This is a genomic window from uncultured Kordia sp. (assembly GCF_947489565.1).
In the GTDB taxonomy this organism is placed as follows: domain Bacteria; phylum Bacteroidota; class Bacteroidia; order Flavobacteriales; family Flavobacteriaceae; genus Kordia.
On the sequence record NZ_CANLEA010000011.1, the window covers coordinates 82,141 to 101,070 of the forward strand.

Here is an 18,930-nt window from a genome sequence, read left to right on the forward strand (position 1 = left end):
TTTCTCGTAAAAAATAATAGCTCTACAACCACTAATACATTCAAGATGAAAATGATTTATAAGATAAAAATAGTATTACTAGGGCTTTTCTTTTTGATAAGTTCTTGCAGTAATGATGATAATACGGTACAAACTACAACTACTGGTACTGAAACAACCGAGCAACAAAAAGTGTTTCAAGAATTTTGGGATATCTACGATAGACATTATCCACTAATGCACCGAAAAAATATAAATTGGCAAACAGTTTATGACACATATTATCCAGAAATAACAGCAACAACAACAGATTCTCAATTGTTAGGAATTTTTCAAACCATTATGGGAACTATTATAAAAGACGGACATTCAAGTCTAACTTTTAATAATACGCAAGAAGCAGGTTTTGAACCAGAATTCAATGAAAATATTGAAAATATGATACAAAACAACATTGCTAGCAAAGTGAATATTGTAGCTAGTAGTGTAAACAATCCATACATATCTTACGGAACCTTGGTAAGTAACTCAAATATTGGATATATCAATTCTAAAAACTTCGAACCTGTCAATGAAAGTGGTAGTGAATTCAATAACTTTAAAGCTATTGTAGACGAAGCTTTAACAGCATTACAAAACAAAGACGGAATTATCATAGATGTTAGAACCAATGGTGGCGGACAAGGTCCTTTTGCATACTATTTAGCGGGAAGATTCTTTGCAAATAATACGCTCATAGAATTGATCAGACAACGTATAAAAATCACTACAGGAAGTACAACGGCGTCATTAGGAAATTGGGCAACAACTGAATTTGAAGGCTATGCAGATGCTAGAGTTGAAGGCGGATATGTAGCAGGTGTTTTTCCAGAAGACAACACCATAACTGCTTCAGGAACGTTTCAGTATACAAATAAAGTAGCTGTATTAACAGCTAGAGGAACCGCAAGTGCTGCTGAATATTTTACCGGAGCATTGAAAACACAAAATCATGTAAGAACTATTGGCGATACTACTTTTGGAATCTTTGCAGGAAGTGACATATTTACACTAACAAACGGAAATGGAACATGGAGAACAAGAGTATCTACACACGATATCGAAATTATGTATAACAATACATTTCAATCTTTTGAAGGTATAGGAATTACTCCTGATGAATCTATAATACCTACCACAGCACAAGTAAATGCTGGAAATGATGTTCATATGGAAGCAGCAGTAAATTATATTACGAATTAATAAAAAATGAATACGGTAATATTTACCAGTTAAAATCATTTGTTTATTAATTATGTTTAAGAACCTTTCTTGCAAAATATCAAGAAAGGTTTTTCATATATATTCGCTTGAATTGCTTAATTTTGCTGTTTATTTTAACACTTATTTGAATACAAAATAATGTCTGAAGAAACAAAATCACTCAATTTTATTGAGCATATCATAGAAGAAGATTTGGCCAATGGAATGTCAAAAGACAAGCTGCGTTTTCGATTTCCTCCAGAACCAAATGGGTATTTGCACATTGGACATACCAAAGCTATTGGTATTAGTTTTGGTTTGGGCGAAAAATACAATGCACCTGTAAATCTTCGTTTTGATGATACCAATCCAGCCAAAGAAGAACAAGAATATGTAGACGCTATAAAGCACGATATATCTTGGCTTGGGTATCAATGGGAAAACGAATGTTATTCTTCAGACTATTTCCAACAATTGTATGATTGGACCATTCAATTGATCAAAGACGGAAAAGCCTATGTAGATTCGCAATCTTCAGAAGAAATGGCGGAACAAAAAGGAACACCAACAGAAGTGGGAACCAATAGTCCATACAGAGACCGAAGTGTAGCCGAAAATTTAGACTTGTTTCAACGCATGAAAAATGGCGAATTTGAAGCAGGAACACATGTATTGCGTGCAAAAATTGATATGGAAGATCCAAACATGTTAATGCGTGATCCGTTGATGTACAGAATTTTATATGCACATCATCATAGAACTGGAGATGAATGGTGTATTTACCCAATGTATGATTGGACACATGGAGAAAGTGATTACATTGAACAAATTTCACATTCCTTATGTTCCTTAGAATTTAAACCACATAGAAAGCTCTATGATTGGTTCAAGGAGCACGTTTTTGAATACAGTAAAGGTCAATATCCATTACAACCAAAACAACGTGAATTTGCGCGTTTAAATCTAAGTTACACCATCATGAGTAAACGAAAATTACTCAAATTGGTAGAAGAAAACATAGTTTCTGGTTGGGACGATCCACGAATGCCAACAATTTCTGGCTTACGTAGAAGAGGTTATACGCCAGCTGCCATCAGAAAATTTGTAGAAACTGTAGGTGTTGCCAAACGTGAAAATGTTATTGATGTTTCACTATTAGAATTCTGCATTCGCGAAGATTTAAACAAAACGGCCAATCGTGTCATGGCAGTCTTAAATCCAGTAAAACTGATCATTACAAACTATCCGGAAGGAAAAGAAGAATGGTTAGAAGCAGAAAACAATCCAGAAGATGCCAATGCAGGAAGTCATACAGTACCTTTCTCAAGAGAATTATATATTGAACGTGAAGACTTTAAAGAAGAAGCTGGAAGCAAATTTTTCAGACTGACACTAGGAAAGGAAGTACGTCTTAAGAATGCATATATCATCAAAGGAGAAAATGTAGTAAAAGATGCAGATGGAAACATTACAGAAATTCACTGTACATATGATACCGATAGTTTAAGCGGAAGCGGAACAGAAGCTAGTGTGCGTAAAGTAAAAGGAACACTACATTGGGTTTCTATTGCACATGCAGTTCAAGCAGAGGTTCGTGTATACGATCGTTTATTCTCTGATGAAGCGCCAGGAAATCACAAAGACAAAGACTATATGGAATTCATCAATCCGAATTCATTAAATGTAGTAAATGCTTTTGTTGAACCGTATTTAAAAGAAGCAAAAATTGGCGATCGTTTTCAGTTTCAACGTTTAGGATATTTCTGTGTTGATAAAGATACTTCTGCTGAAAAATTAATTTTCAATAAAACAGTTGGTTTGCGTGATACTTGGGCAAAACAGAAGCCAAAGCCGCAACAAAATCAACCGAAACAGCAAAAACAACAACACCAACGCCCGCCAATTGAAGAAATCAAACAATTGGGTAAAAAGTATACCAATCTTCCAGAAGAAAAGCAGCAAATTGCTAAAGGAAAGATTCAAACATTAGCGGCAAATGTAGCGTATGAAGATTTAGAACCTTTGTTTGCAACAGCAGCGAAGAAAGCAGGAACACGAATTGCTGCCATGATTACTTTGGGTATTTTGTTGAAAAATGGACAAGAACGCAATGCAAACATTGATGAATTCATTGAAAAAGCATTGAATGACAAAAATGAATTGTTGGTAGCAGAAGCACAGCAACTATAACATATAATTCAATATAGATTTAAAAGAGACTGTACAAACGTGCAGTCTTTTTTTATATACCTCATTGAAATTCTTCACTCCACTCCTATTCTCCAGTAAATTATCACAAAACACAGATGTAATGTGATATCTTAGTTTGATTGCTGAATTTTTTGAACCGCATGTTTTTTAGGAAAATATAGTTATTCATAAAGTACAAATGCCTTTGATACCTATAAAAAATAAGCAATAACATCAGACATTACGTATTGTAAAAGAATCTCAAATCATTTATTAGTTAAAAATAATACAGCTTCACAAAGAAAAAAGTCTAGGTACAAAGGAAATTTATGCTGCTAAAAACCTAAAAAAGACGCAGATAAAACAGCTATATCCTCAAAAATGTTAACATTTTTTTGCAAACTAATTATTATATTAGCGAGCTAATTGCATTTTTTACAAAAAATTATCACCAAAAGGGTGTTAATAACTTGAAGAAAGAATATAGACCCTATACAAAACTTAATTAAAAATTGTCATGAAAAAAATTACTCTCAGGAAGCGTCTTGCAGGCTCTTTCATTCCTTTGTTAATGGCAGCAATCTTTTTAAATTGCAACATTTCATCGGCTCAAAACACAGTGAATTTCCAAGGCGAAGTTATTACAATGCCAAACAATATGGCATCATTTAGCTGGGATTCAATGCCGCAAAATGCAAAGTACAACAATGGATATTTTGCTTGGGCACATTTTAGCCAAACGCCAACACAAGCTATTCAAGATCAGTTTGCGGAAAGAAACGTAAAACTTATTGAGTATTTTCCAGATCAAACATATTTAGTGTATTTTCCAGAAGACACACAAATTTCGTACTTACAACAATCAGGAATTGCTTCTATCATTCCAGTAGAGAACGACTTTAAAAAATCGTCTCAAATAAAATTAAATGACATTGGTAGTCATGCGATGGAAGGAAACAACATTATTGTAATGTTGGAATACTATGATTTTATCAGTTCAAACTATGCGGTAACAGAACTTACGAAAATAAGTTCAGTAGTTATCAAAGAAGAATATAAAGGAGGAAACATTCTTAAAGTAGCAATTCCTTCTTCTCAAATGAATGCTGTAGTGTCACAACCTTTTGTAAAATGGGTTGAATTAGTAGCGCCACCAGCAGAACCAGAAGATATAAGAGGAAGAAGTCTTCACAGATCTTCAAACTTAGATACACAAACACCAACAGGAAGAAACTATAGTGGAGCAGGAATTGGAGTTATGGTACGTGATGACGGAATCGTAGGACCACATATTGACTTTCAAGGAAGAATTGACAATTCAGCATCTAATTCAGCAGGACCAACACACGGTGATGGAGTTGGAGGAATTATGGCTGGAGCTGGAAACTTAGATCCTACCAATAGAGGAATGGCTGCAGGTTCTGATGTATATGCAGTAGATTATGTTCCTTCATTTTTAGATGGAGCTACTACAGATTTGATCAATAACGGATCTGTACAAATCACAAACTCTTCTTTTAGTGATGGAAACAACACAGGATATACAGTTGGTGCAAGAACAGTAGACCAACAAACAACAGATTTACCTTCTGTATTACACGTATTCTCAGCTGGAAACTCAGGAACTCAAGACTTTGGGTATGGAGCAGGACCAGGATGGGGAAATATTACTGGAGGACACAAACAAGGTAAAAATGTAATTGCTACAGCAAATACGTTCTTTAACGGTTCATTAGCAGGATCTAGTAGTCGTGGACCTGCACATGATGGTCGTATCAAGCCAGACATTACTGCACACGGACAAAACCAAATATCTACCGCAGAAAATAATACATACCAAACTTTTGGTGGTACATCAGGAGCAGCGCCAGGAATTGCTGGAGTTTCAGCTCAGTTATATGAAGCATATGCAGGTTTAAACGGAGGAGCTTTCCCTGAATCAGCATTAATCAAAGCGATCTTATTAAATACTGCAAATGACTACGGAAATGTAGGACCTGACTATAGTTTTGGTTGGGGAATGGTAAATGGTCTAAGAGCGGCTATGACAATTGAAGATGGACGCTATTTTGACAGTACTGTTTCTCAAGGAGGAAGCAATGACCACTCTATTACAGTACCAGCAAATACAAGAGAAGTTCGTTTTATGGTATACTGGAATGATACTCCAGCAGCGCCAGGAGCTTCACCAGCATTGGTAAATGACTTAGATTTAGTAGTAACAGATCCTAGTAATGCAACATACCAACCATGGACATTAGACCCTACGCCAAATGCAGCATTCTTAAACTCACCTGCAACCACAGGAACTGATCGCTTAAACAATGTAGAGCAAGTTGCTATTACTAACCCAGCAGCTGGAACGTACAACATTAATATCGCAGGATTTAATGTTCCTATGGGACCTCAAAAATATTATATAGTATACGAAATCATTACAGATGGTATTACACTTACTCATCCAATAGGAGGTGAAAAGTTAATCACTGGAGCACAAACAGTAATTCACTGGGATGCTAATAATGCAGTAAACACACACCAATTAGAATACTCTACAAACAATGGAAATACTTGGACGAGTATGGCTACATTGCCACCAGCGACAACTAACTATACATGGACAATTCCTAGTAGCTTAGTTTCTGGACAGTGTTTGGTAAGAATTACAAATGGTGTCTTAACAGATCAATCTACTACGTTTTCTATCGCAAGACGTGTTTCAGGTGTAAATATTACACAAGTATGTCCAACGGAAGCTACTGTAACTTGGAGTGCAGTTGCTGATGCAACTTCATATGATGTATATTTATTAGGAGATAAATACATGGAAGTAGTAGGAAACTCAACAACAACTTCTGCTACAATTCCAATTCCAGATCCATTTGCGCCTATTTGGGTAGCTGTAAGCGCCAAAGGTGGAAACGGATGGGAATCATTGCGTTCAAACGCTGTAAACTTCTTAGGAAGCGGATTATTTAACTGTCCATTAGCAAATGATTTATCTGTAACTACTATTAACAATGTAGCAAGCGATTTTGAAGCTATTTGTAGTACAGGACCAATTGTTGTTTCTGTTGATTTATTAAATGAAGGTACAGATGCACAATCAAACTTTACAGTTTCATATCAAGTAGGTTCTGAGCCAGTTGTATCTGAAACATATACAGCTTCTATCGCAGCAGGAGCTTCTGCTACGTATAACTTTACTACACCAATTACATTAACAGCCAATGGTAACGATACATTACGTGTTTGGACAGATTTAGCTGGAGATGAATTTGAAAACAATGATGAGAAAACATTAGACTATTTTGCAGTAGTAAGTGGAACAGGACTTGACTTTGCTGAACCATTCGATGTAAACGGAGTAATACCACAAGGATGGGTATTAGACAATCCTGATGATGCAAGAACATGGCAAGCAAGAGCGAACCTTGTAGGAGCTGATGGAAATACAACTCTTGCCGCTTTTATAGATGGTGCAAACTATACTACTAGAGGAGAGGAAGATGCATTTACAACAGAATATTTTGACTTAGTATTTAACGGTACTGCAGAGTTAACATTTGATATTGCAAAAGCGCAATGGTCCGCTACTTATAATGATGCTTTACGAGTGGAAGTTTCTATTGATTGTGGAGCAACATTTACTCAAGTATATTTTAAAGATGGACTAGACTTAGCGACAGTTCCTTATACAAATGCAGCTTGGGCGCCAAGTTCAATGAATGACTGGAGAAATGAAGTTATTGACTTAACTCCTTATGTAGGTGAAAATATCTTAGTAAGATTTACCAATATCAATGATTACAGTAACAGTACATTTGTTGATAATATTGAGTTACAAAGTACTTTATCTGTTGGAGAAAACACATTAGCAAGAGCAATTGCAATGTATCCAAACCCAGCAAAAAGTAATGTAGATATCGTAATCAATACTTCAGTAGGAAATACATATGAAATTGAATTGATGAACAGTCTTGGACAAACAATCACAAAAATTGAAGAAACACGTTTTAATGCAAGAGCAACACAAAACTTAGATGTTTCTCAATACGGAACAGGATTGTACTTTGTAAAAGTCAAAGTAGGAAACCAATCAGTAACGAAAAAGTTGATTGTAAACTAAAAGAGAAACACCAATCCAACCATTATAAAAATCCTGAGAATTATTTGTATTCTCGGGATTTTTTTTGGTTCAAAAACTCCTATAATCTTTGTTGATACTTTTTTAAAAATCTAATCATAAAAGCACTAAAAAAGAGGTAAATAAAACCATTTATACACAGAAAAATCTTAACACTTTTTTAGAAACAAATCATTATATTGAAAAACTAATTGAATTTTTACGAAAAACTACCATCAAAATAGTGTTGATAGTGGGTAAAAAATTGCTTAGACCTAACACAAAATTTAATTAAAATTGTTATGAAAAAAATTACTCTAGGAAAGGGTCTCCAATGCTCTTTCATGCTTACACTAATGGCAGTAATCTTCTTGAATTGTACTGTAGCATCTGCTCAAAATATGGTATACTTTCAAGATGAAGTGATTACAATGCCAAACAATATAGCATCATTTAATTGGGATTCAATGCCAGAAACCGCAAAATTTGATGATGGATACTTTGCTTGGGTTCATTTTAGCCAAACACCAACGCAGGATATTCAAGATCAGTTTGCACAAAGAAATCTTAAACTTATTGAGTATTACCCTGATCAAACGTATTTAGCATATTTTCCAGAAAATACACAAATTTCGTATTTACAACAATCAGGAATTGTTTCTATTATTCCAATAGAAAACAACTTTAAAAAATCAACAGACATTAAACTAAATAACATAGGTGATCATGCGATGGAAGGTAATAATGTCATTGTGACGTTAGAATATTATAACTTCATTAAGAAGAGTTATGTATTAAGAGAGCTTTCTAAAATAAACGCTGTTGTTGTTAAAAGAATTGATAGCCATAATAACTATTTAGAAGTTGCTATTCCACAAAACCAAATGGATGCTGTAGTATCTAAGTCTTTTATAAAATGGGTAGAATTAATTTCACCACCGCCAGTACTTGCAGATATTAGAGGTAGAAGCTTACACAGATCTTCAAACTTGGACACACAAACACCAACAGGAAGAAACTATACAGGAGCAGGAATTGGACTTTTAGTTCGTGATGATGGAGTTGTAGGACCACATATTGATTTTCACGGAAGGCTTGAAAACCCAATTACAACAGATGGTGGTACACATGCTGATGGAGTTTCTGGAATTATGACAGGAGCTGGTAATTTGAATCCCACAAATAGAGGAATGGCAGTAGGAAGTGATTTTTACACAACCAATTCAATTACGAATACTGCTGCTCTTACATTTTCGGACATTCCAACGGTTACGCTCATTAATAGTGGAGATGTACAAATTACCAACAACTCTTACGGAACAGGTTGTAATGATGGTTATGATGGCTTAGGAAGAGCAGTTGATCAACAAGTAGAAGCAAACCTAACAGTTTTACACGTATTTGCAGCTGGAAACTTTGGAAATGATAACTGCGGATATGGAGCAGGAGCAGGATGGGGAAACATTGGTGGAGGCGCTAACGAATCGAAAAATACGATTGCAACAGCAAATACATTTTTTAACGGACAGTTAGTAAGTTCAAGTAGTAGAGGACCAGCAGCTGATGGACGTATCAAACCAGATATTACTGCACATGGACAAGGTCAAGTTTCTACAAACGAAAATAACAATTATCAATCATTTGGTGGTACATCAGGAGCATCACCAGGAATTGCTGGAGTAGCAGCTCAGTTATACGAAGCATATACTATTTTAAATGGTGGCGCATTACCAGAATCTGCATTAATCAAAGCTGCCATGCTAAATACTGCAACAGACTATGGAAATGTTGGACCTGACTTTAGTTTTGGTTGGGGAATGATAAATGGATTAAGAGCAGCAATGCTTATTGAAGACGGACGTTATTTAGATGGTACAGTTTCTCAAGGAGGAAGTAATGATCACTCTATTACAGTGCCAGCAAATACAAGCGAAGTACGTTTTATGGTATATTGGCACGATGCAGCAGCAGCAGCAGCAGCTTCACCAGCATTAGTAAATGACTTAGATTTAGTAGTAACCGATCCAAGTAATACAACACACCAACCTTGGGTTTTAGATACAACACCAAATGCTGCATTCTTAAACTTACCTGCAACTACTGGTATTGACCGTTTAAACAATGTAGAACAAGTTGTAGTTTCAAATCCAGCAGCAGGAACTTATGATATTAATATTGCAGGGTTTAATGTTCCTATGGGACCTCAAAAATATTATATAGTGTATGAAATTATTACCGACGGAATTACATTAACATACCCAATAGGAGGTGAAAAATTAATTGCTGGATCTCCAACTGTTGTTCACTGGGATTCAAAAAATGCAGTAAACAATACTCAAATAGAACTTTCTGAAGATAATGGAACTACTTGGATAAACTTAGCAACATTACCACCATCATCAAGAAACTATACTTGGAATGTTCCAAACAACTTAGTTTCAGGACAATGTTTACTACGAATTACTAATGGTACATTTACTGACCAGTCTCCAGCTGTTTTCTCTGCAGCAAGAAGAGTTTCTGGAGTGAGTATTTCACAAGTATGTCCTGATGAAACAACAATAATTTGGACAGCTGTTCCAGATGCAACTTCGTATGATGTATACATATTAGGAGAAAAATATATGGAAGTGGTAGGAACTTCAACTACAACTTCAGCCACAATTGTAGTTCCAAACCCAGTAGATCCTTTATGGGTATCAGTAACTGCTAAAGGAGGAAATGGATGGGAATCGCTTCGTTCTAATGCTGTAACTGTAAACCAAGGAAATGGAGGATTATTTGCTTGTCCTTTAGCCAAAGATTTAACAGTAACAGCTATTAATAATACAGAAAGTGATTTTGATAAACTTTGCAATACAGATCCAATCATTATCTCTGCTGATATAGAGAATGATGGTACAGATGCACAGTCTAACTTTACAATTTCGTATCAAGTAGGCTCTGAGGCAATAGTTAACGAAACATATACAGGTACGTTGGCTGCTGGAGCATCAGATACCTATGTATTTTCAACTCCAGCAACCTTAACAACAAATGGTGATACTGCACTACGTGTATGGACTTCATTAGCAGATGATGAGTTTGTAAATAATGATGAGAGCGTATTTAATTTTAATGCACGTTCGAGTGGATCTGCTGTCAACTTCCTTGAAGATTTTGAAACAACAAATGCTATACCTGAAGATTGGACACTTACAAATTTTGATAATTCAACGACTTGGATTTCAGCATCAAACATTACTGGAGCTGATGGAAATCCTACACAAACGCTTTTTATAAATGGATTCAATTATAATAATGCGTTAGGTCAACAAGATTGGTTAGTAACAGAATATTTTGATTTAACTTCTGTTCCAGATGCTACGTTATTGTTCGATTTATCTAAAGCGCAATACGATGCCACTAGACAAGATGATTTACGGATTGATATTTCTACAGATTGCGGAGCTACCTTCACACAAATCTATTTTAAAGATGGAGCAGATTTAGCAACAGTTGCAAATGCAACAAGTCTATTTGAACCAACAGATGCTTCAGATTGGAGAGAAGAAGCCGTTAGTTTAGATGCATATGTAGGGAATAATATTTTATTACGATTTGCACATGTTAACGGATTTGGTAACACAACTTATATTGATAATATCAGAGTAATAACAAGTATATTATCTGTAGAGGAAAATACTTTGGACAGAGCAATTTCTATGTATCCAAATCCAGCAAAAAGCAATGTAAATGTTGTGATCAATACTTCAGTAGGAAATACCTATGAAATTGAATTGATGAACAGTCTTGGACAAACAATCACAAAAATTGAAGAAACACGTTTTAATGCAAGAGCAACACAAAACTTAGATGTTTCTCAATACGGAACAGGATTGTACTTTGTAAAAGTCAAAGTAGGAAACCAATCAGTAACGAAAAAGTTGATTGTAAACTAAAAGAGAAACACCAATCCAACCATTATAAAAATCCTGAGAATCATTTGTATTCTCGGGATTTTTTTTGCTTCAAAAACACCTATAAATTTTATTGATAAACTTTAAAAAAAGTATCTAAAATAATTATTAAAAACGACCTTTTCAGAAGCGTTTTAACACATAAAAAATAAAGTTGAAACTACTTTGTTTACTTGTGGAAGAACTGCTGTAAAAACCACCTAAAAATAGAAAATAGGGAAGTGGCAGTATATTTTGTAAAACTTTTGTTTACGAATTCAAAATTTGCTGTAAAACTTCCTTTTTTAGTCGAACACTAATCGGAATTTTATGTTCACCTATCAAAATTTGATTTCCTGTAATTTCTGAAACTTGTGCTTTAGAAACTAAATACGATTTATGAGTTTGCACAAAAAATTGTTCAGGCAAATTGTCTCGTAATTGTTTTAAGGTTGAATGTGTAATAACAGTTTCAGAAATCGTGACAATTTTCACATAATTCTGCATCGCTTCCACAAAAAGAATTTCATGGAGCTTAATTTTTTTTAATGATTTGTCACTCTTTACAAAAAACACCGATTCATCTTCTGTTGTTTTTGCCAAACGATACGCTTTATTCACAGCTTGTAAAAAACGTTCAAACGAAATAGGTTTTACCAAATAATCAATCACTTCATAAGAAAAACTCTCTAAAGCATATTGAGGATACGCCGTAGTCATGACAACGAGTGGAGAAGAAGTCAAACTCTTCAACCAATCTAAACCAGATACAATAGGCATATTAATATCTAAAAAAAGCAAATCTACTTTTTGCTGCTGTAATATATCATTTGCTTGCAGTGCATTTTTACAAACACCAACAACATTCAAAAAGGAAATATCGTTGCAATACGTTTGCAAACCTTTTCGAGCCAATGGTTCATCGTCAATAATAATGCAGTTAAGTAGCTTCATGAAATATCAATACTTAAATTTACCTGATAACAATCGTTTTCTTCTGTAATTGTCAATGTATGTTTTTTAGGATACAAAAGCGCTAATCTTCGGGTTACATTTTGCAAACCAACGCCACCAATCGTTGATTTTTGTATAGAAGAGTCGGTTGTATTTTTTACAAACAATTGTATTTTTTGTTGCGATTCTTTGATGTCAATCACAATACTATTTTTTTCAGCTTCATCATGATGACTGATATGTTTGAATGCATTCTCAATAAAAGGAGTTAGCAGTAATGGTGCAATTTTTAAAGAAGCATTTTCATAATCGATTGTATGTTCTAATAAAATATCGTCTCCTTTTCTAATTGCTTCTAAGCGAATGTATTGTGACACATAATCCAATTCTTTTTCTAAATTGATCAACGCTTCACTACTTTCATACAATTGATATCGCAACAAACCCGAAAACTGAACTAAGGTATCTTTTGCCAAAGTATTATTACTTCCAATCAAATGATACACACTGTTGATTCCGTTAAATAAAAAATGTGGATTTAGCTGTGCTTTTAAATACTTTAATTCAGTTTGATGTGTCTCTTTTAATAATTCTTGTTTGGCGCGTTCTGCCTTGCGATATTCAAACAAAAAGCGATACAAAAACCCAAAAGCACTATACAAAACATGAAAACCCAAATTCTGGATAAATACCGAAAATAGAATCATTGAAAACGATGCTACGGGATAAATCATGTTAAAACTTGAGGCAACATAAAGATCTAAATAACTCTCTACAGCTGTGATTCCTAACAAAAAGAGCAAAGAATAACTCCAAAATGCCAGTTTTTTATGTTTGATAAAGAACCGTGGAACCAGCCAAAAAACTTGTATATAACATAAAAGTGCATTGAAAAACATTCCATAACTATACACAATAGGCATCGTACCTGAAACATTGTCAAATCCCATCCAGGTTATATTTCCCGAAGTGATATACAAATAATTCAACACCCAAAAAGCCAGATGCGCGAAGATGAGTATGTACAGTTTTGTTTTGGACATGGTTTTATTTGAAACTATTAATTTTAATAAAGTTAGTATTTGTCACTTCGAGCGCAGTCGAGCAGTGCTATATTATATATAGATTTTCTTAGAATCTCGATAGCTTTGCTAGGTATTTTCAATCAAAATGTATTTTGATCTTAATAATGCTTGATTTGACACGTAAACTGAATTAGTATAATTACAAAAGTTCAATCAAAGAAAAACATAAATTATCAATTTTTGGACCTTGCGGACTAAATGCAGAAAGGTTAGATAGGAGCAGCGCGGCTTTTTTGTTTTTTTTATCAATAATCATACACGACAAATATCCGCCAGTGCCGCCATTGTGAAACAATACTGTTTTTCCTTCTTTGGTAATAATATGCCAACCCAAACCAACGCGAACCATTTTGTTGACTTTAATAGTTTCTTGTTGAGGTAAATTATAAACGACATCTTCTTCAAAGTTTTTACGGATAAATTTTTCCATATCAATTACATTCGATTTCATGCCGCCAGCACCAACCAATGCATCTGTAAAATCCCAATTAGAAGCTTCTGTGCCATCTGCTTTTATTCCAATGACCAATTTAGAAGAATCTACTTTAGATAAATCTGTAGTAGTATGATGCATTCCTAAAGGTTTCAAAATTTGTTCTTGTAGCAAATCTTCATAGCTTTTCTTAGTTTTTTCTGTGAGAATGTATCCTAGCAAGCCAGCACCTAAATTGGAATAGGAACTTACTTTATTAGGTTCTTTTTCTAAAACAATTCCGCTTTTTAAATAATTATGCAACATGTCAATTGTGTATTCTTTATACGGATTTTCCATGTTTGTTTGCAATAGCGGAAAGATATTTTGTGGCAATCTTGGCAAACCAGAAGAATGGTTAGCAAGCATTTGTAGCGTAATCTTATCTGTATTTTCGGGTAATGTTTCAATTTTGAATGGCAACACATCTACTAGTTTATCATTCAGTTGAAGGTTTCCTGTCTGAACTTGATGTGACAATAGGAGCGAAGTAAAGACTTTTGTATTTGAGCCAATTTCAAAAATTGCATCTTTATTTTCTATATTTTGTAGTGTGTCGTTCTTACGAATAACTCCAATATATTGTGTCTTTTCACCATCAATTAAAGCAATAGAGAGTTGCACATTATTTGGAAAAAGTTCGCTGTTTTCTGCAATAACTTTTCCTATCTCAGAAGAAAAATTACGGGTATCAATTGCATTCACGGCTTTATCTTGCGAAAGCACAGAATGAACACAAAGAAAAATAGTAATTAGATAAATGATTGTTCGTTTCATGATGATTGTTTTTTTGATACTTCAAAGTAACCACATAAAACGTACAGGATATAATTCGTTTGACGAACGTTTAAAAGTTTTTGATGAGCGTGATTGAAAATCAGTATTTTAATTTCATTACTCTTTAATATCCTTAATCTCAGTAGTATTTTCAGGAATGTTCATAGATGTTTTAAAATTTGGGAAAAAAGGAATTCCATTTCCCGTATCTTTCATTTGTTTCGCTTCTACAAAGGTCCACTTTTTAGTACTTTCATTAAAAAAACCAATAGTATAACCTGTTAGGAAAAAGCGCTTTTTCTTTACACTCATCACCATCTTATTTTGTACATAACAGCGATATTCTCCTTGTTCTTTTACAACATCTGATACAAACTTTACTTCTGCAGATTCAATAGCAAAACCTTGCGTTTTCATTTGTTCAAATGACTGAATTAAATAATTTTCCATAAATTCTGCACCACCAGATCCTTCTACAATATTAGGATGCGAATAAGTAAGTAAAGTTTTAAAATCTTGCTTTAAAGTTGCTTCAGCAGTAGCTTTTGCGTCTCTTAGTGCACTCGCTTTAAGAGCTTCCATATCTTGTGAAAATACCTGTGTAGCACAGAATATAAATAGGAGGAAAGCGATTTTTTTCATATTGATTATTTGTTTGTGAGTTGAAAGATACACATAAAAAAACCCGAAATATTCAATTTCGGGCTTTTAGGGTTTATTAGAGCGTATTACTCATCTTTTTTATTATTTTTTGTTTTCTTCATGGCTTCACCAATTTGATTACTTGCGGTAAAACTAGCAACCATATCGTTGAGCATATTGCTTCCAGCTTGTGGAGAATTTGGCAGTAAAATTAAATTACTATTTGTTTCCTGACCAATAGCTTGAAGTGTATCATAATGCTGCGTTACTACGATTAAGGCAGAAGCTTCTTGCGAATTAATTCCAACCTTGTTCAATACTTCAACAGATTCTTCTAAACCACGGGCAATTTCACGACGCTGATCGGCAATACCTTGACCTTGTAAACGCTTGCTTTCTGCTTCTGCTTTTGCTTTTTCAACGATTAAAATACGTTGTGCATCACCTTCATACTGTGCAGCCGTTTTTTCTCTATCAGCTGCATTAATACGGTTCATGGCAGCTTTTACTTGTGCATCAGGATCAATATCTGTTACTAAGGTTTTAATAATGTCATATCCGTATTCCATCATCGCTTCATTCAATTCAGACTTTACTGCAATTGCAATATCATCTTTACGTAAGAATACATCATCCAAAATCATTTTTGGAACTTCGGCTCGAACGACATCAAATACATACGATGTAATTTGATCGTGCGGATAATCTAACTTATAAAAAGCATCTTCCACTTTAAGTTTGATTACTTTATATTGAACCGAAACTTTTAAACGAACAAATACATCATCTTTCGTTTTTGTTTCAATAATAACGTCTAATTGTTGAATTTTTAAACTTAATCTTCCTGCAATTCTATCGATTAAAGGAATTTTGAATTGCAATCCTGATTGACGAATGCTCTTATAACGCCCAAAACGTTCAATAATAGCAGCTGTTTGTTGCTTTACAGTAAAAACAGAACCTAGTATAATAATAAGTGCTAGTACACCTGCAACAACATAGTATGGATTTATTGGCATAATTTGTAGTATTTAAAATGTTAGTATATAAAAATAATTTATTTTGAGTAAAAAAAGATACTTTTGGGGACTTTAATCTAAAGGTACCCTCAAATGCAAAAACCTACTTATCTACTATTAGTAGCTGTAACACTACTTTTTGTTACAAATTCTTTTTCTCAAGGTCGCTATGACAACTACAATCGTTTGGGAATTTCGGCAGGATTTCATCAATTTGATATTCGTACGGATGACCTTGTAACTACTAAATCTACAGGCTTTCAAGGTGGATTGTCTACACGTGGAACCGTTGCCAGACATTTTGATATGGTGTACTTTTTACATCTTAATTTTCATGAATTGAATGTTTTAGGACGAGAAACAGTTACTTCTTTAAATCAAGAAATTCCATTTAGCTTATTGGCAGCAAAAATTGGAGTGTTGGGAAGTTATAAAATCGTTGAAAAACATTTAAGTGTGGAATTTGGACCAGCTTTGCAATTGACTGAAAAGTTTGAAATTGATAGCCAGTTTGAAGATTATATTTTACAAGGATACGATTCGTTTACCGCTAAAGAAGCACGCCAAACCAATCGACTAAATGTGATGGGAGTTGTGGGAATCTCAGCCGGATTTCAATCATTTAAAATCTCGTTGCAATACGAATATGGATTTACAAACGTTTTAAGTAAACTGACAGTTGATAATAATAAACTAAAAGGAAATATAGAACAGTTGAGTGTTTTAGCCACTTTCTATTTGTAATTTAGTGAAACTCGATTTTGAAAAGCCGAAAGACACATTCAAACTCAAAAGTTGAGCTAATCCCGTTTTAGAGCGGGATCTTAACACACAAAAAGAGCGCCGATAAGCGCTCTTTTTTTATAATGTAACTTCGCTAATAACATTGAAAAATACCTAGCGTAGCTATCGAAATGTCATCTTACAACATTCCCAATACTTTCTGAATACGCTTGATGGTTTCTTGTTTTCCAATCATAAACATAATCTGAAATAAATCAGGGCCGCTTAATGCGCCTGCCAATGCAAAACGTAAGGGCTGCATTACTTTTCCAAAACCAATTTCATTGCTAGTAATCCAACCTTTGATATTTGTTTGTAAGCTTTCTACGCTATAATCTTCAGTAGCGTTAATAATCTCTACCAATTTATTTAAAATGTCTCCTGTACCTTCTTTTAATGCCTTTTTCTGAGCTTTTGCATCATATTCTGTTGGTGCCACAAAGAAAAAGTGACTTAAATTCCATAAATCTTTGGTAAACGAAGCTCTTTCTTTAATTAAGTCAACCACCATTTCAATATAATGGATATCAATATCTGCCAATTCAGCTTGACTTTCTCTAAATGCAATTGCTATACTTTCTCTAGATTTTAATTGCATGTATTGTTGGTTGAACCAATCAGCTTTTTTGATGTCAAATCGTGCTCCTGCTTTGTTGATTCGTTCCAATTCAAAATCTTGAACCAATTGCTCTAAGCTAAAGATTTCTTGTTCTGTTCCTGGATTCCATCCTAAAAAGACTAAGAAATTGATTAGTGCGTCAGGGAAATATCCTTCTTCTTTGAATCCCATATACAATTGATCTTCTTTATCATCATGCCATTCTTTTGGAAATACAGGGAAACCAAACTTAGCTCCATCACGCTTGCTTAATTTTCCTTTTCCAGTTGGCTTAAGAATTAATGGTAAATGTGCAAATTGTGGTGCTTCCCATTCAAACGAACGATATAGTAAATAGTGCAATGCTAATGAAGGCAACCATTCTTCTCCACGAATTACATGCGTGATTTCCATTAAATGATCATCTATAATATTGGCTAAGTGATACGTTGGCATTCCATCACTTTTAAACAATACTTTATCATCTAAAATATTGGTGTCAATTTTTACATCACCACGAACAATATCTTTTAAATGCAACGTTTCATCTTGTGGCGATTTGTAACGAATTACATACGGTTCGCCAGCGTCTAATTTTGCAGTAACTTCTTCCGCCGAAAGCGATAAAGAGTTTGTCAACTTTAAACGATTGTGCCAGTTATAAATAAAGGTTTTTCCTTTAGCTTCATGATCTCTTCTATGTCCGTCTAAGGCTTCCGCAGTATCAAAAGCGTAATAAGCATGTCCTTTTTCAATCAATTGATCTGCATATTGCTTGTACAAATGCTTACGCTCACTTTGTCTGTATGGACCAAATCCTCCATCTTTTCCAACACCTTCGTCAAACGGAATTCCACACCATTCCAATGATTCTATGATATATTCTTCCGCACCTTCTACAAATCGGTTTTGATCTGTATCTTCAATACGTAATACAAAATCTCCACCATGTTTTTTGGCGAATAAATAATTAAATAAGGCAGTTCTCACGCCTCCAATGTGTAATGGTCCTGTTGGACTTGGTGCAAAACGAACACGAACTTTTTTAGTCATAGGTAATAGTATATGGTTTTAAAGTGCAAATGTAATATTATTTTTCCTTTAAAATTGTGTCTGTAAAATGCA

The 18,930-nt window shown here is 34.3% G+C and carries 11 protein-coding genes; 5 read left to right on the forward strand and 6 right to left on the reverse strand.

Annotated features, from left to right (window positions below; translation table 11 throughout):
- Positions 1-45: 45 nt before the first annotated feature.
- The 4 genes from Q0845_RS15845 to Q0845_RS15860 all read left to right on the forward strand — a co-directional run bounded on the left by Q0845_RS15845 (position 46) and on the right by Q0845_RS15860 (position 11,478).
- Positions 46-1,221, forward strand: a complete 1,176-nt coding sequence (locus tag Q0845_RS15845) for a S41 family peptidase (protein WP_298515180.1) — start codon at positions 46-48, stop codon at positions 1,219-1,221.
- A gap of 159 nt (positions 1,222-1,380) precedes the next feature.
- Complete coding sequence (locus Q0845_RS15850; protein ID WP_298515183.1) at positions 1,381-3,411, forward strand: glutamine--tRNA ligase/YqeY domain fusion protein; 2,031 nt, start codon at positions 1,381-1,383, stop codon at positions 3,409-3,411.
- A gap of 517 nt (positions 3,412-3,928) precedes the next feature.
- Positions 3,929-7,540, forward strand: coding sequence for a S8 family serine peptidase (locus tag Q0845_RS15855; protein ID WP_298515185.1), 3,612 nt, complete (start codon positions 3,929-3,931; stop codon positions 7,538-7,540).
- Positions 7,541-7,881: 341 nt separating this feature from the next.
- Positions 7,882-11,478 (forward strand): S8 family serine peptidase, encoded by a 3,597-nt coding sequence (locus tag Q0845_RS15860; protein WP_298515187.1) that lies wholly within the window; start codon positions 7,882-7,884, stop codon positions 11,476-11,478.
- Between the two features lie 267 nt (positions 11,479-11,745).
- Here Q0845_RS15860 and Q0845_RS15865 read toward each other — a convergent pair whose 3' ends face one another.
- The 5 genes from Q0845_RS15865 to Q0845_RS15885 form a co-directional block, all read right to left on the reverse strand.
- Complete coding sequence (locus Q0845_RS15865; protein ID WP_298515190.1) at positions 11,746-12,429, reverse strand: LytTR family DNA-binding domain-containing protein; 684 nt, start codon at positions 12,427-12,429, stop codon at positions 11,746-11,748.
- Positions 12,426-13,472, reverse strand: a complete 1,047-nt coding sequence (locus Q0845_RS15870) for a sensor histidine kinase (protein ID WP_298515192.1) — start codon at positions 13,470-13,472, stop codon at positions 12,426-12,428. Before Q0845_RS15870 ends, Q0845_RS15865 begins: the two co-directional genes overlap by 4 nt.
- 181 nt (positions 13,473-13,653) lie before the next feature.
- On the reverse strand, positions 13,654-14,763 hold the full coding sequence (locus tag Q0845_RS15875; protein WP_298515194.1) for a serine hydrolase: 1,110 nt from the start codon (positions 14,761-14,763) through the stop codon (positions 13,654-13,656).
- 117 nt (positions 14,764-14,880) lie between these two features.
- On the reverse strand, positions 14,881-15,405 hold the full coding sequence (locus Q0845_RS15880; protein ID WP_298515196.1) for a hypothetical protein: 525 nt from the start codon (positions 15,403-15,405) through the stop codon (positions 14,881-14,883).
- Between the two features lie 86 nt (positions 15,406-15,491).
- A complete protein-coding gene (locus tag Q0845_RS15885; protein WP_298515198.1) occupies positions 15,492-16,424 on the reverse strand; it encodes an SPFH domain-containing protein in 933 nt (310 codons plus the stop codon).
- Positions 16,425-16,517: 93 nt separating this feature from the next.
- On the opposite strand from Q0845_RS15885, the gene Q0845_RS15890 reads away from it, so the two are divergent.
- A complete protein-coding gene (locus Q0845_RS15890; RefSeq protein WP_298515201.1) occupies positions 16,518-17,168 on the forward strand; it encodes an outer membrane beta-barrel protein in 651 nt (216 codons plus the stop codon).
- A 178-nt stretch (positions 17,169-17,346) separates the two neighbouring features.
- Here Q0845_RS15890 and gltX read toward each other — a convergent pair whose 3' ends face one another.
- Positions 17,347-18,858 (reverse strand): glutamate--tRNA ligase, encoded by a 1,512-nt coding sequence (gene gltX, locus Q0845_RS15895; RefSeq protein ID WP_298515203.1) that lies wholly within the window; start codon positions 18,856-18,858, stop codon positions 17,347-17,349.
- Positions 18,859-18,930 lie beyond the last annotated feature (72 nt).